This window comes from Parvularcula marina (assembly GCF_003399445.1).
In the GTDB taxonomy this organism is placed as follows: domain Bacteria; phylum Pseudomonadota; class Alphaproteobacteria; order Caulobacterales; family Parvularculaceae; genus Parvularcula; species Parvularcula marina.
The window spans coordinates 539,497-551,943 of sequence record NZ_QUQO01000001.1 but is presented as its reverse complement, the minus strand read 5'-3'; the positions used below and the strand labels follow the sequence as shown (position 1 = coordinate 551,943).

General features: G+C 58.3%; 11 protein-coding genes. 10 read left to right on the top strand and 1 reads right to left on the bottom strand.

Annotated elements, in window-relative coordinates; translation table 11 throughout:
- Window position 1: 1 nt before the first annotated feature.
- From DX908_RS02565 to DX908_RS02525, 9 genes are all read left to right on the top strand, one after another.
- Window positions 2-1,096, top strand: a complete 1,095-nt coding sequence (locus DX908_RS02565) for an acyl-CoA dehydrogenase family protein (RefSeq protein WP_438943328.1) — start codon at window positions 2-4, stop codon at window positions 1,094-1,096.
- Between the two features lie 12 nt (window positions 1,097-1,108).
- Window positions 1,109-2,209, top strand: coding sequence for an acyl-CoA dehydrogenase family protein (locus DX908_RS02560; RefSeq protein WP_116390892.1), 1,101 nt, complete (start codon window positions 1,109-1,111; stop codon window positions 2,207-2,209).
- A 2-nt stretch (window positions 2,210-2,211) separates the two neighbouring features.
- Window positions 2,212-3,576, top strand: a complete 1,365-nt coding sequence (locus DX908_RS02555; RefSeq protein WP_116390891.1) for a spinster family MFS transporter — start codon at window positions 2,212-2,214, stop codon at window positions 3,574-3,576.
- 49 nt (window positions 3,577-3,625) lie between these two features.
- Window positions 3,626-4,825 carry an acetyl-CoA C-acyltransferase gene (locus DX908_RS02550; RefSeq protein ID WP_116390890.1) on the top strand — a complete coding sequence of 400 codons (1,200 nt, stop codon included), beginning with the start codon at window positions 3,626-3,628 and terminating at the stop codon, window positions 4,823-4,825.
- 317 nt (window positions 4,826-5,142) lie between these two features.
- Window positions 5,143-6,636 carry a carboxylesterase/lipase family protein gene (locus DX908_RS02545; protein ID WP_233508618.1) on the top strand — a complete coding sequence of 498 codons (1,494 nt, stop codon included), beginning with the start codon at window positions 5,143-5,145 and terminating at the stop codon, window positions 6,634-6,636.
- Between the two features lie 3 nt (window positions 6,637-6,639).
- Entirely contained in the window at window positions 6,640-7,245 is a 606-nt protein-coding gene (locus DX908_RS02540; RefSeq protein WP_116390888.1) for a DUF1214 domain-containing protein, read from the top strand.
- Window positions 7,242-7,784, top strand: a complete 543-nt coding sequence (locus DX908_RS02535; RefSeq protein WP_116390887.1) for a DUF1254 domain-containing protein — start codon at window positions 7,242-7,244, stop codon at window positions 7,782-7,784. Before DX908_RS02540 ends, DX908_RS02535 begins: the two co-directional genes overlap by 4 nt.
- Entirely contained in the window at window positions 7,784-8,392 is a 609-nt protein-coding gene (locus DX908_RS02530; RefSeq protein ID WP_116390886.1) for a DUF1214 domain-containing protein, read from the top strand. The genes DX908_RS02535 and DX908_RS02530 overlap by 1 nt, the downstream gene beginning before the upstream one ends.
- A complete protein-coding gene (locus DX908_RS02525; RefSeq protein WP_116390885.1) occupies window positions 8,389-9,321 on the top strand; it encodes an alpha/beta fold hydrolase in 933 nt (310 codons plus the stop codon). Before DX908_RS02530 ends, DX908_RS02525 begins: the two co-directional genes overlap by 4 nt.
- Window positions 9,322-9,332: 11 nt before the next feature.
- Here DX908_RS02525 and DX908_RS02520 read toward each other — a convergent pair whose 3' ends face one another.
- Window positions 9,333-9,935 carry a TetR/AcrR family transcriptional regulator gene (locus DX908_RS02520; RefSeq protein WP_158548439.1) on the bottom strand — a complete coding sequence of 201 codons (603 nt, stop codon included), beginning with the start codon at window positions 9,933-9,935 and terminating at the stop codon, window positions 9,333-9,335.
- A gap of 195 nt (window positions 9,936-10,130) precedes the next feature.
- On the opposite strand from DX908_RS02520, the gene DX908_RS02515 reads away from it, so the two are divergent.
- Complete coding sequence (locus DX908_RS02515; RefSeq protein ID WP_116390883.1) at window positions 10,131-12,323, top strand: TonB-dependent receptor; 2,193 nt, start codon at window positions 10,131-10,133, stop codon at window positions 12,321-12,323.
- Window positions 12,324-12,447 lie beyond the last annotated feature (124 nt).

Below are 12,447 nucleotides of genomic sequence, written 5' to 3'. Positions count from 1 at the left end.
CATGCGGACCCCGATGAAATCCGATGCCGATGCCTGCTGGGGCGGACGCAATGCCAAATGGAGCTGCCCTGAACAGAAAGAATGGCTTGATGCCATGGCTTCGAAAGGCTGGACGGCGCCACGCTGGCCCAAGGAATATGGCGGCGGCGGGCTCAGCGCCGAGGAAGCGAAAATTCTGAAAGAAGAGCTAGAGCGTGCAGGGGCACGCTCGCCGCTTTACTCTTTCGGCATTTCTATGCTCGGGCCGGCGCTGCTCAAATTCGGCTCTGAAGAGCAGAAAAAGAAATATCTCCCCGAAATCGTCCGGGGGGAGATCAGATGGTGCCAGGGCTATTCCGAACCCGGCGCGGGTTCTGACCTGGCCGCGCTCGGCACGAAGGCCGAAGACAAGGGCGATCACTGGATCGTCAATGGGCAGAAGGTCTGGACCAGCTATGCCGACAAGGCGGACTGGATTTTCTGCCTTGTGCGGACGGATCCGGCGGCGCCGAAACATCTCGGTATCAGTTTCGTCCTGTTCGACATGGAGACACCCGGCGTCTCAACGCGTCCGATCCGCCTGATCTCCGGTTACTCGCCTTTCTGTGAGACTTTCTTTGATGACGTGGCCGTGCCGAAGGAAAATCTTGTTGGTGAACTGAACAAGGGTTGGGATGTCGCCAAATACCTCCTCGGCCATGAACGCGAGATGATCTCCGAAATGGGTCTCAGTTCAGCGGGATCACTCGGCGCGGAGAATGCTGAGATGCTTGCAACTGATCCGCTCTTGCGGGCCGACATGATCCGCTATGACGTGAAGACGGCAGCCTTCCGGGCCTGCGCCGAGCTGTTCGTAGAGCAATATGCGGCGCGGACTGCCCATCCGGCCCAGCCCTCCATGCTCAAATATTATGGGACAGAGCTGAACAAACAGCGCCATGAGCTGATCATGTCCGCAGGCGGGACCGATCACCTCTCCTGGGATTTTGACGCGTCCGAAGGCGCGCTGCCGGCAACAAGCTGGCTGCGCACCAAGGCCAATTCCATCGAGGGCGGGACCAGTGAAATCCAGCTCAATATTATTGCAAAACGCATTCTCGGCCTGCCGTCGGCATAAGGAACAAAATAGATGACAATGCTTCTGAACGACGATCAGGAAATGCTGCGGGACAATGCGGCCCGTTTCATGGCGGAGGCGGCGCCCGTGTCGCATCTGCGCGCGCTGCGGGATGATCAGAATCCCGATGGCTTCTCCCGTGAGCTTTGGGCAGGCTTTGCCGAAATGGGTTTTACCGCGATGCTGGTCCCCGAAGATCATGGCGGTCTCGGTCTTGGTCTTGCCGAAGCGGGGATTATCCTGCGTGAGATCGGCCGGAACCTCACGCCGTCGCCCTTCATGACGACGGCGCTGGGCGGGGTCATGGCGCTCCGCACCGATAAGGGCGAGGCCGCAGAGCAATGGTTGCCGAAGATCGCTGAAGGCAAGGCTGTCCTCGCTCTTGCGCTTGATGAGGGCGCAAAGCATGGTGCGACGCCAACGAAACTTCGAGCGGAGCCATCCGGCAATGGCTGGAAACTCTCTGGGCAAAAGGATTTCGTCCTCCACGCGCAATCAGCTGATGCCTATCTCGTCCTTGCAAGGACCGATGAAGGCGAGCGCCTTTTCCTCGTCGATGCCAAAGCGGACGGGATCGAGCGGCAGACGACCCCGCAGGTCGATGCCGGTTATTCGAGCCGCGTGACATTCTCCGATGTGACGACTGAACATCCTGTGGGCGGTGAAGACACCGTCAAACAAATGATGGCCGGGCTGCGCGTCGGTGCGGCAGCAGAGATGACGGGCCTTGCCGAAGGCGCAGCCGCCATGACCACCGCCTATCTGTCCGACCGTAAACAGTTCGGCGTGCCGATTGGCAGCTTTCAGGCGCTCCAGCATCGTGCGGCTCACCTTTATTGTGAGCTGGAAGTCGCAAGCGCTGCGACTCTGCGGGCTGAACGCCTTGCTGACAGCGAAAGCCCCGAGGCGGAAGAGGCGGTGCATGTCGCAAAAGCAACCGCTGGCTGGACCTCGCGGCTTGCCGTTCAGGAAGCCGTGCAGATGCATGGCGGTATCGGTATGACCGACGAGCACGATATCGGGCTCTTCATGAAACGCCAGCGTGTCCTTGAGGAACTCTGGGGCGACAGCAATTACCACGCGGAGCAATATGCCCGCCTGAAGGGATATTGAGCATGTCAGAGACCCCTAAGGGCGCAGCACCGGTCGAGCCCGTTCTGACCGAAGAAGAAAAGAAGGTCCGGAAGACGAGAGCCTATGCGCTCTTCATCCTAGTAGTGGTCTACACGCTCAACTTCATTGACCGTCAGATCGTCGGTATCCTCGCTATACCGATCAAGGCGGATCTAGGCCTCACCGACTCCCAGCTCGGCCTGATGGGCGGGCTGGCCTTTGCGCTGTTCTACACCATTCTCGGCATTCCGATTGCGATGCTCGCGGATCGGAAGAACCGGGTCTATATCATCACCGCCGCGCTGACCGTTTGGTCGATCATGACGGCGGTTTGCGGCATGGCCGGGAATTTCATCCAGCTTTTCCTCGCCCGGCTCGGTGTCGGGGTCGGGGAGGCGGGCGGTGTCGCCCCGGCCTATTCTCTGTTGTCTGATTTCTTCCCGGCGGAGAAACGCGCGCGAGCGCTCAGCATCTATGCCTTCGGCATTCCCATCGGCAGTGCGCTGGGTATTTTGCTCGGGGGGATTCTGACCAATTTCATCAGCTGGCGAAGTGCCTTCATCATTGTCGGATTGCTCGGGGTCGTTGTGGCGCCTATCCTAGCATTGACACTGAAAGAACCGCCGCGCGGCCGGTATGACAAAGGTGCGGATCCGACAAAGACCGCGACCGTCAAGGAAGTCCTGACGACCATTACGAAGAAGCCCAGCTTCTGGGGGCTGTCGCTCGGTGCCGCCTGCGGCTCGATGATGGGTTATGGTCTCTTCTTCTGGATACCGTCCTTCCTCGTGCGCAGTTTCGCGCCGGAACTCCGCGAGTTCTTCGACTGGATCCCTCGCGGTCTGTTGCCGCCTGAGCCGAGCACGACGCTTTATGCTTCATTTTTCTATAGCGGCATCGTCCTCATCGGCGGGCTTGTCGGTATCTGGGCGGGCGGTGTTCTGGCGGATAAATACGGTCAGGCGAAGAAGTCGACCTATGCGCTGATCCCGGCCATCGGCTTTGCGCTGACGACGCCATTCTTTATCCTGTCCCTGATGACGCCGTCTCTTATCGTCATCTTCCTGGCTCTGATGATTCCGACCGCGCTTAGCCTCGCCTGGTTGGGGCCGGTGACATCAGCGTTCCAGCATCTCGTTCCGCCCCATATGCGGGCAACGGCTTCAGCGATCTTCCTCTTCGTCAACAATCTGATCGGCATCGGCCTTGGGACTTATGTCCTCGGTGCGCTGTCCGACGGATTTGGCGCACGCTTCGGCGAGGAGTCGCTGCGCTATGCGATGCTGACAGGCTCCACCCTTTATCTGGTCGCAGGAGGGCTGTTGTTCCTCACTGCCCCGCGTCTGAAACATGACTGGCACGGATGACCTCGTGTCACTGCCGCGCCAGTCAGCAAACTTACAGAAGGCATAAGTCATGAAAGAAGCAGTCATCGTCTCGGTTGCCCGGACCCCAATCGGCAAAGCCTATCGTGGGGCCTTCAATGATACGGGCGCGGTGGAGCTCGCTGGGCACGCAACTCGGCACGCGGTCGAGCGAGCAGGCATCGATCCCAGCCAGATTGAGGACTGCATTTTCGGCTCAGCCCTGCCGTTCAACACGGCAGGCATGAACCTTGGCCGTCAGGCCGCTTTGCGCGCCGAACTTCCTTTCGAGGTCGGCGGCATGACGGTCGATCGGCAATGCGCCTCTGGTCTGATGGCCGTCGCCATCGCCGCCAAGCAGGTAATGGTCGACGGTATGCAGGCTTGTGTCGCGGGCGGGGCGGAGTCGATCTCGACCAATCAGCGTCCTGATCTTGCCATGGTCTCTCCGAACCCATGGCTCGTTGAGCACCTGCCTCAGACCTATATGACCATGATCGAGACAGCCGAGATCGTCTCTGAACGCTATGATGTCTCCCGCGAAGCGCAGGATGAATATGCGCTCAGCTCCCAGATGCGCACGGCCGAGGCCCAATCCAAGGGCTATTTCGACGATGAGATCGTGCCGATGCCCTCGACCATGCTGCGTCAGGATAAGGAAACGAAAGAGATCAGCAAGCATGATGTCGTGCTCGACAAGGATGAGGGAAATCGTCCTGACACGACGCTTGAAGGGCTCAACTCCCTCAAGCCTGTCTTCAAGGGCGGCCAGCGCGTCAAGGAGGGACAGTACATCACCGCGGGGAATGCGAGCCAGCTGAGCGATGGCGCTGCAGCTCTCGTCGTGATGGATCAGAAAGCAGCCAGCGATGCCGGACTGACCCCGCTTGGCATCTATAAGGGCGTGGCGGTTGCTGGAACGGACCCGGACGAAATGGGCATCGGCCCGGTCTTTGCCATCCCCAAACTGCTCGACCGGCACGGCCTGACGATCGACGATATCGGCCTGTGGGAGCTGAACGAGGCTTTTGCCTGTCAGGTTCTTTATTGCCGCGACAAGCTCGGCATTCCTGATGAGCGCCTGAATATCGATGGGGGCGCGATCTCTGTCGGCCACCCATACGGTATGTCGGGTGCACGGATGGTTGGTCATGCGCTGCTTGCGGGCAAGCGCGTCGGCGCCAAGTATGCCGTTGTCACCATGTGTGTGGGCGGCGGGCAGGGCGCTGCCGGCCTCTTCGAAATCGTCTAACCGGCGTCGGGGCCTTCGGGCCCTGGATGGCCCCTGCGATTTGTGCCCTGACAGAGGCATGTTACGCTTGAGTAACAGCAAATGATGAGCTAACCTCACCGCAACAAGACAAGCGGAGTCCCATGCTGGCTCCCGGGGAAACGCGGCAGGAGGTTGGAATCATGAATTCCGTCAGGTCACAACGGCAGGGCCGCCTGCAGGGCAGGGGATGGCTTTTCCTCTCACTCACATCACGAAAGAGTCGCTCTTTCATTCTTGCCCTTGGCCTGGCGGGACTAGTTACGGGCGGCGCGGCGAGAGCTGCTGACGCCCCGGTTGTGACTGTTGAGCAAGGCAAAATGGCTGGCACGCAAAGCGGCGGGATCCGCGCCTTCAAAGGCGTTCCGTTTGCGGCGCCGCCTGTGGGGGATTTGCGCTGGGCACCTACAGAGCCTGCGGCCTCGTGGGATGGGGTACTCGATGCTTCCGAATACGGCGCAGCCTGTCTTCAGCCGGAGGTAGCCGGGCGGCCTTCCCGCGTGGCGACAGCGCAGAGCGAGGATTGCCTGACACTGAATATCTGGGCACCTGAGGGGGCCAAGGACGCGCCCGTCATGGTCTGGATCCATGGTGGCGCCTTCCGGATCGGCTCTGGCAGCCTTCCTTATTATGACGGTACTGCCTTTGCGGAGCGCGGCATTGTCCTTGTGACGATCAATTACCGCATGGGCGGCTATGGCTTTTTTGCCCATCCTGCATTGGCCGATGAGAATGGTGGCGGGGCCACGAATTTTGGCCTTCTCGATCAGATCGAAGCGCTGGAATGGGTGCAGGCCAATATCGGCGCCTTTGGTGGAAACCCTGAAAATGTCACGGTTTTCGGGGAATCCGCCGGCGGCGCGAGCGTTCTCTATCTTCTGACATCGCCATTGACGAAAGGGCTATTCAGCAAGGCCATCGTGCAGAGTGGCGGCGGCAGCCAGCAGGCGGCTTGTGCGTGGGGGGAATGCGCGGGCAAACCTTCTGCCTCATCTCAAGGGGTTGTTTGGGCCACTGACCAAGGGCTTGAAGATCCGACAGCGGAGGAGATGCGGGCTCTCCCTGCAGAGGCGATCCTGTCCTTTGCGCCACTCTCCAGCGGCATGGGGTTCGGCCCGATGATCGATGGTGAGGTCATTACCGGGAATGTTCTTGACCGGATCGGCGAGGGCGTCGTCTCTGATATCTCCGTCATCATCGGCTCGAACAGTAATGAATCATCCGTTCTTGCCGCCTTCGGCCAGTCACCTGAACGTGCCGCCGAAGTGCTGGGCGCAGGTCTGGAGATGATCCGCGGTGTCTATACGCAAGACCGTGAACTGACCGATGAGGAGCTGTCCTCGGAAATCATGCGCGATGCCATTTTCGGGGGCCCGGCCCGACGTGCGGCGGTGGCGATGCAGGCAGAGGGTTCACCCGTCTGGCGCTATTATTATGACTATGTGATGAGCCGGCGGCGGGGGAATTCTCCGGGGGCGAATCATGGCGCGGAGATCCCCATGGTGTTCGGAACAATCAGCACGGTACCGCTGATCGGTCGTCTGGCAACGGACGAAGACCGTGAGCACAGCCGCATGATGAATGAGATGTGGACGAATTTTGCGATCCACGGCGCACCTTCAATCGAGGGCGAAGTTGACTGGCCTGCAATAGATACTGACGCCAATCCGGCGCTCGTGATCGATGGCACCGGCGCGCATCTCGAAACCGACTTCCAGAAAGCCACACTCGACCTTCAGGACCGGCTCGCGGCTATGGTTCGGGGGCGGGCAGAGACGAAAGAGGGGAACTGACGAATGACGATACCGCATTGGAACTATGCCAGATGGGGGCTCGCTGTCGTGATCGCGCTGTGCGCGTTCTGGATCGGCACCCATCAGGCGCATTCGGCGATGAAGATCAAGGCGGATGTTGAGACATTCGTGTTCAACGGGCCCTGGTACACAGATGACTTCGGCGCGAAAGAAGCCACTCCAATGACCCGTGCCTATACGGCGGTGGTTGGCTTGCTCGCTTTGTCTCGTCAGGAGACGCTTTATTATATGGCGCGCGAGGATTCGGACGGCGAACCCATGACCGCTGACTATGTCTATGAAATCACCGGCGGTGATCTTCCCTCGCGCTGGTGGAGTATCACTCTTTATGGGGATGATCACTTCCTCTTGGACAATGAATATGGGAAATTTTCTGTCAAAGCGACCGACCTTGAGCGCGAGGAAGACGGCACTTTTAAAGTCGTCATCTCCCGCGAGCCCCAGCCCGGCAACTGGATTCCCATGGCCGGAGAGGCGGGCGAGGAAGTCTCCCTCCTTTTGCGAATGTATAACCCCAATGACGGCGTGCTTGACCGTCTGCAGGATATCGACATGCCTGAAATCCGCCGTGTGAGGAAAGCATCATGAAATACAGCTTCTGGATTGCCACCGGCGTTGTCGCCATTCTAGGTGCTCTGATCGGGTATCAGTATGAGCTTCGGCAGATCCCCATTCAGGAGATGGAAGAGGCCGAGGCTGGTATCGCCTCGCGTGCCAAAGGGCTCAATGCCATGGTGCATGCGCCTCGGCCCAGCGCGGCCTCGCGCACGGTTGTTCGTCCGTCTCCGGACCAGCTTTACTCGGCTTGCGTCTATGACCTCAAAGCAGGTCCGGTCGTCTTCGAAGGGACAGCGCCTGATGATTCCTATTGGTCGCTCTCCTTTTTCGCGCATAACAGCGACAATTTCTTTGTCGTCAATGATAGCGAGCTGGAGGAGAAAGCCTTCCGTTTCGTGCTGATCGGGCAGGGCGATAAAATGCCTGACGGTGTGCCTGAAAGCCAGATCGTCAGATCTCCTTCACAAACCGGGATCGTCCTTCAACGGATTTTCATCGCAACTGAAGACCAGGCAGGTCCGCTTGATGAGACACGGCGCTCAACCAACTGCCATCCGATGTCGGCCTGATGCAGTTCGGCCGGCAGCACCTGATCAAGGCGGCCATCCTGCTGGCTGTCTTCACGGCGGGCTTCTTTTTCGGGGGGGCGCGCATCCATTCCTCGCTCTATAAAAGCGAGACGGCGGACGCTTTCATTTATAACGGCCCGTGGTTCACGAGCCGTTATGCGGGGGCTTCGGATGCCGATGCGCGAACAAGGGCGTTGGTTGCGGTGACCGGCCTGCTGGCATTGTCGCGCGAGGAAACCGTCTATTTCCGTCTGCATGAGGATAGTGAGGGGCGACCACTATCCTCTGATTATGATTATGTCCTCAAAGGTGCTGATCTTCCAGCGCGCTGGTGGAGCATCACGCTTTATGACAGCGATCATTACCTCAACCAGGAGGCAACGGGCCCCTATTCGGTCAAAAGCACGACGCTGGAAAGAGAGGAGGACGGATCGATCCGCATCAGCCTGTCTTCTGATCCGAAGGAGGGGAACTGGATCGATATGGGGACGGGCCAGAAAATGTCCCTTTCCATGCGGGTTTATAATCCGTCGCCAGAACTCGTCGATAATCTCGATACCGCGCCCCTCTTTACGATTGAGCGCATTGCGAAGGGGCAGGGCTCATGAGTCTGGCAAATATAAGCCGCCCGTTACGCTTAATCCTGATGGGTGTTGGGGCGCTCCTTGCTCTTGCGCTCCTCTATCTTGTCATTGTGTGGCCGAAGGATGCCGCCCGTCCGCTGGGGGAGCTTTATTTCGTTCAGTCTCCGGAAGGAGAGCGCGTCGCCTATTATCTTGATGGCCCCGAAGACGGCCAGCCCGTGATCATGTTGGCAAGCCTTGGCCGGTCGGTCGGGGACTTCAATGAGCTTCAACCGCATCTTGTTCGCGCAGGCTACCGCACTATTGCGGTCGATATGCCGGGGATCGGTAAATCCGGGACACCTGTTGAGGCTACACCGACGCTTTATTCACTCGCCGCCCTGATTGACGCTGCGGTCATGGATGCAGGCATTCCCGACACGGAAAGCCAGATCGTCATCGGCCATGCTTTCGGTAACAGGCTCGCGCGCGCCTATGCATCCGAGCGAACAAAACGGATCGACCGGATCATCCTTATCGCCGCTGGTGGTGCACAGGATCTCAATAAAATGCCGAAGGTCCAGTCTGCACTCACGGACAGTTTTGCGTGGTGGATGCCGCCGCCCATGCGAAAAGCTGACGTGAAATATGCTTTCTTTGCCGACGCAAACAATGTCCCGCGCGACTGGATGAATGGATGGTATGCGGATGGCGCGCGCCATCAGGCAACGGCCGTGCGCCGCACGCCGGAGGGAGAGTGGCGCACCGGCGGGGACCGTCCGATCCTGATTTTGCAGGCTGACAGTGACCGGATCGCCCCGGCGGCGAAAACCTCTGCCGTCATCAAGGATGCCAAGCCCGATCTTGTCTCAATCGTCCTGATCGAGAATGCCGGTCACGCGCTCCTGCCCGAACAACCCGAGCAGATCGCCAACGAAGTGCTCACATTCCTCAAAAAAGATACCGCCGAATAGCGTAGTGAGGGTCAGTCAGGTTCTAGGCCACGCCAGTAATAAGACATAGCGCGCACGGATTTGTTGATCCATTCGAGGAACTGATCGTCATTCTCGGGCGAGCCCATATCGACCCAGCGCACATAGGCATTGAGCAGAACGGCTGTGATCGTCTCGGCCAGTAGGCGCGCATCGGTCGGCCCTTCTGTACCATCGCCAAGGATCTCGCGGTCGCGTTCCTGCGTCCGGCGGATCAACTCATCCGTCAGCCGATCAAGATGAGTGCCATATTCAGGGTCATGCGCCGAATGCCGAACCAGCAATTTCATGGCGGAGGCATGTTCACGTGCGACCGGCAGGCTGCGCCGTACCCGTTCAGTCCACCATTCGGCAGGCTCTTCGTCGGCATCGAGCAGGGCTTGCGAGATATCTTCCAGAACAGCGTGGACCATTTTGTCCTTCGCGCCGAAATAACGATAGAGCACGATTTTAGAGACCCCGGCCTTTTCGGCGACATGGTCCATGGTCGTGTTGCGAATGCCGCGTTCCGCCAGCACATCCGCGGCATTACGGATGAATTTCTCGCGCCGTTCGGAACGATGCCGATCCAGATAATCCGCGTATGATTCGCTCATTCTTTCCTCGATCGCTTCCATCACGACACAGCCACTTAGTCATGCAGGGACTGCGGCCTTTACGCAACGGCCTGTAACAACCCGCTTTTAGTCTGTTTACACGATCGAAACACCCCGTTACTCTAGAGTAACAAGGACGGCCTTTTTTAAAGCGCACTCGAATGCGGGCAGGCCGGGCATAGGGAGCAGAGAGTTATGTCGAGACTGAAGAGACCATATCGTGCCGTTCTGTGTGGGGCTGCCGCTTCGGCTGCGCTCGTGACGGCATTTTCCGGGGCGGCGTGGGCGCAGGATGACGAAACCCAAATCGAAGGGGATGTCATTACCGTTCAGGCGCGGAAGCGTGATGAGGCCATCGAGGATGTACCGGCTTCGATCACTGCGATTTCGGATGAGGATGCCGAGCGTCTCGCGCTACAGGATGTCGCTGACTATATCCGTCAGACGCCGGGGGCGATCCTCGTTGCGTCGGGGCCGGATTATCTCAGTGACATCACACTGCGCGGACAGGGCGGCGGGCGCCTTGGGTTTTCTGAATCTACGACCGGGATCTACCGTAATGGGATCTATGTTGCTGGCGGCGGATTTGGTGGGCGCAGCTATGACAAGCTTGACTTTTTCGACATGCAGGCAATGGAAGTCTATCGCGGTCCGCAAGGGGCCCTTTATGGGCGGAACGCTGTAGGCGGCGCAGTAAACATCCGTACAAAGCAGCCGGTTCTTGGGGAGACCTCGCTTCGCACCAAGGTCGGCTATGCCTCGACAGAACGTTACGAAGCAGAGGCCATTGCCAATGTGCCGGTGGGGGAGAATGCAGCCCTTCGCCTGGGCGGTTATTATCAGGATCAGCAGGAAGGCCATCACTCCATCGAAGGAACAGGCGATTACGCTGATACCGAGATGAAATATGGCGGCCGTGTCGCTCTTGGGCTTGAACTCAGTGATCGGTCAAAGGCGGTCCTGACGATTGAAGCAGCACACTCAGATTCGGGCGGATTCAGCTCCACGGGCCAGAACCTCGTACTCGACTATGATCCATATATCCGTGTTGGGACCGATACGGATGACCGGGTGATGATCGATACGGTCACGGCCTTTGGTGAATATACCCATGAATTTGACAACATGGATTTCACCTTCCTGACCAATTACGAAAGCAGGGATGCATCACGGGAATTTGCCGATTTCGACCATTTCCTGGGGCTCAGCTCACCGCTGCTTTCCCTCATTGATACGCAGTATGAGGATTTCTGGCGGTTCGGGCTGGAGGCGCGGCTCGCGTCAAAGAATAGCGGTCCGGCCTCATGGATGATCGGTGTCGACTATCTGACGCTTGAATCGGATATCTTCTCTTCTCGCTTCGGCACACTCGCCGGACCGTTTGCCAATTCGCCAGCACTGCGTCGGCAATTCCGTGACGATGATCCAACCGATGAGCTTTCATCATACTCCGTCTTCGGCCTTTATTCCTATGACATCAGTGACAAAGTGAACCTGACGGTAGAGGCGAGGGTACAAGTTGATGAGAAGGATTTCTCATTCGAGCGCATCGATATGGACGCCCTGACGGATGAAGCAATTCCGTTGACCATGTTCTCTGAAAGCTGGACGAGGTTCCTGCCAACAGCGTCGCTGACGTACCGGGCCCGCCCTGACACGACGCTTTATGCGCGGGTGGCAACCGGTTACCGGCCCGGCGGCTTCAATCCGTCACCGGCAGTCGGGTTCTTTGACCGGACAGCTTATGATCCTGAAGACGTGATCAGTGGCGAAGTCGGTGTGAAGGGTGATTATCGCCTGGGAAGAACAATTGTCCGCCCACAGCTCGCGATCTTCTATACCGAAACGGATGATGTTCAGCAGACCACAAGTGTCGACATCACTGACCCAAGCTTCTCCTTGCAGAATGTCGGCTCCAGCACGCTTTATGGCGGTGAGTTCGAGTTGACGACGATAACACCGCTGGGGGAGGGGCTGTTGCGCAATTCTCTGGGTGTCTCAGGTGCAAATGGTCAGTTTGGGGATGACACGAACATTCTCTTCCAGGGAGCGATTGTTGATCTGTCGAACACTCGTGTCCCGCGGTCGCGGAACTACATCGTGAATTTCAACACGATCTATCGTCATCCGATCAGTGAAAACCTTGATGGCTGGATTTCCGCAGGCATTCAGGCCGAAGGCGGCGGCTTTGACAATGCCAGCCACACGCGGCGTTCGGAGAGTTTTGAAATCCTGGATTTCTCACTCGGTGTCGATGCGGATGACTGGCGTCTGACCGTCTACGGAAAGAATGTCACGGATGAGGAATATCTCCTCGTCAATGTCAACAATAATGAGTATCACAATACCCCCAGTCTCTATGGCGTTACGCTGACGGTAGACTGGTAATCTTGGGGGGCAGGCATGACCGGGAAGTTGCCTCTCCGGGCCAGAAGCCTGCCCTTTGATGCTCAAAACTTGATGACCAGTTGCGGATCTCGTCCCCTTCACCAAGGCGTCACGAGGCATCCCC

Coding starts and splice junctions, on each gene's coding strand:
- DX908_RS02565 (WP_438943328.1), top strand. CDS start 2: ATGCGGACCCCGATGAAATCCGATGCCGATGCCTGCTGGGGCGGACGC.
- DX908_RS02560 (WP_116390892.1), top strand. CDS start 1,109: ATGACAATGCTTCTGAACGACGATCAGGAAATGCTGCGGGACAATGCG.
- DX908_RS02555 (WP_116390891.1), top strand. CDS start 2,212: ATGTCAGAGACCCCTAAGGGCGCAGCACCGGTCGAGCCCGTTCTGACC.
- DX908_RS02550 (WP_116390890.1), top strand. CDS start 3,626: ATGAAAGAAGCAGTCATCGTCTCGGTTGCCCGGACCCCAATCGGCAAA.
- DX908_RS02540 (WP_116390888.1), top strand. CDS start 6,640: ATGACGATACCGCATTGGAACTATGCCAGATGGGGGCTCGCTGTCGTG.
- DX908_RS02535 (WP_116390887.1), top strand. CDS start 7,242: ATGAAATACAGCTTCTGGATTGCCACCGGCGTTGTCGCCATTCTAGGT.
- DX908_RS02530 (WP_116390886.1), top strand. CDS start 7,784: ATGCAGTTCGGCCGGCAGCACCTGATCAAGGCGGCCATCCTGCTGGCT.
- DX908_RS02525 (WP_116390885.1), top strand. CDS start 8,389: ATGAGTCTGGCAAATATAAGCCGCCCGTTACGCTTAATCCTGATGGGT.
- DX908_RS02520 (WP_158548439.1), bottom strand. CDS start 9,935: ATGAGCGAATCATACGCGGATTATCTGGATCGGCATCGTTCCGAACGG.
- DX908_RS02515 (WP_116390883.1), top strand. CDS start 10,131: ATGTCGAGACTGAAGAGACCATATCGTGCCGTTCTGTGTGGGGCTGCC.